The organism is Microcoleus sp. S28C3 (genome assembly GCF_036700785.1).
GTDB classification, from domain to species: Bacteria; Cyanobacteriota; Cyanobacteriia; order Cyanobacteriales; family Microcoleaceae; genus Microcoleus; species Microcoleus asticus.
Window position 1 is genome coordinate 1 of record NZ_JAUBPO010000271.1, and the last position, 1,594, is coordinate 1,594.

The following is a 1,594-nucleotide window of genomic DNA, read 5'->3' on the forward strand; positions in this document are numbered from 1 at the left end:
TTAATAATTAAATGGAGTCGCAAAATCAAAAATAAGGGTAATGCTTGTATCACAGTTTAAATGTGCAACAGCTTACATCAACTCCAACGTGTATGTTTCCGGTCATGCAGCCACTGCTGAATCTAAGGCCAAGGCTTACGGTTACGGCAGTTTGACTCAGACCTTCAACAACGCAGAGACCACACCTTACAGCTCTTCCTCTAGCGGCACTTCGATCGCGGCTAGTTCGGATTTTAGCATCTACTCGTAATCATAACACTCAAGCCAGACTTTAGTTATCGTTGGAGTTTAAACTCAATCAAGCATCGCCAAGCCGTAGTAGTTCGACCGTCAAACAGTCAGTAAAACCCTAAGGGTAACTACAGTTTAAACTCCTCGAACAAATCGTGTACGCTTTACATAAACCACACTGATTCTCGCGGAGAAAACCCATGATTATCTCAGACCTGAACCATGTCGAAAGCATTTCTGAAACAAGCAGCGTCCTCGGCGGTTTTGACTTAGGCTATGACTACTCTAACGTGCAGTTCAACGAGTATTTCAACCTAAATAAATACATCAACTCCAACGTGTATGTTTTTGGTCATGCAGCCACTGCTGAATCTAAGGCCAAGGCCTACGGTTACGGCAGTTTGACTCAGACCTTCAATAACGCAGAGACCACACCTTACGGCTCTTCCTCTAGTGGCACTTCGATCGCGGCTAGTTCGGATTTTAGCATCTACTCGTAATCGCAATAGTGCAAATAAGCAGTCAGAAACCAGCTATGTAAAGCAATGCAAGAATTGCTGAATTAACCTCTAGATAGGTAAGTCACAAATGCTTGCCCAACTTTACATAGCTCTTTTGAACAGTGGCAACATACTTAATGACAGTGGCAACATACTTAATGGCTTTGGCTGGCTCGGTTTCTAACATCAGTTAAGCAGTCACTAAAAATTGTTGGGGTGCAAATAAACATGATTATTGATGATTTAGATTATTTATAAAAAATCCTTAGAAGCCAGCAAGCTTGTAGGTGCTGGTTATAGGATCGCGACTGGTAGCCCTAACACTTTTGCTACCTATGGATTGGGCAGTGCGGATGCTAAAGCTTTTGCTATGGGCGAAAATACCTCGACTCTGGCTAGCACTTCCACAAAGGTCTATGTTAGTCCTTATATTGCTTTTACTGAAGCCTCAGCTACAGCTAACTCTGACGCTCGCACTGAAAATAGTTATTCTGTATGCTTGAACGATAGCAGATATTTGTTCATCTCAGCGGTCAGCCATAATGATTGGCGATCGTGGTTGGCAGTGGAATCAGAAATCGTAATTGGTAATTGCTAAACAGGTGATTGTAAGGCTGTTGTCATCAAGTGAAAAATGCTCCCGTACCAGCGATTGTAGGGTATATTTCCAATTTTAAAAGGCGTTTTGATGGTGATTGTGATGGCTAAATCAAATTTAATAATAATAATTCACTGGTATAGCCATACAACAAAAAGGAGATAAATCGCCATGCCTCCCTTAAATTCCTGGCTCTTCTGGAGTCAAGGTGATAAGCAAAACTAATTAGAAAAGCAAGCTAATAGCCTCGCCCGAAAGTTATCAA

3 protein-coding genes are annotated in these 1,594 nt (G+C 41.8%); all 3 read left to right on the plus strand.

Features of this window, described 5'->3' with window-relative positions; all coding sequences use genetic code 11:
- The first annotated feature begins 40 nt into the window (after window positions 1–40).
- Entirely contained in the window at window positions 41–250 is a 210-nt protein-coding gene (locus tag QUA13_RS32380; protein WP_333205178.1) for a hypothetical protein, read from the plus strand.
- Between the two features lie 181 nt (window positions 251–431).
- Complete coding sequence (locus tag QUA13_RS32385; RefSeq protein WP_333205180.1) at window positions 432–731, plus strand: hypothetical protein; 300 nt, start codon at window positions 432–434, stop codon at window positions 729–731.
- 370 nt (window positions 732–1,101) lie between these two features.
- Window positions 1,102–1,329 (plus strand): hypothetical protein, encoded by a 228-nt coding sequence (locus tag QUA13_RS32390; RefSeq protein WP_333205182.1) that lies wholly within the window; start codon window positions 1,102–1,104, stop codon window positions 1,327–1,329.
- Window positions 1,330–1,594 lie beyond the last annotated feature (265 nt).

Coding starts and splice junctions, on each gene's coding strand:
- QUA13_RS32380 (WP_333205178.1), top strand. CDS start 41: ATGCTTGTATCACAGTTTAAATGTGCAACAGCTTACATCAACTCCAAC.
- QUA13_RS32385 (WP_333205180.1), top strand. CDS start 432: ATGATTATCTCAGACCTGAACCATGTCGAAAGCATTTCTGAAACAAGC.
- QUA13_RS32390 (WP_333205182.1), top strand. CDS start 1,102: ATGGGCGAAAATACCTCGACTCTGGCTAGCACTTCCACAAAGGTCTAT.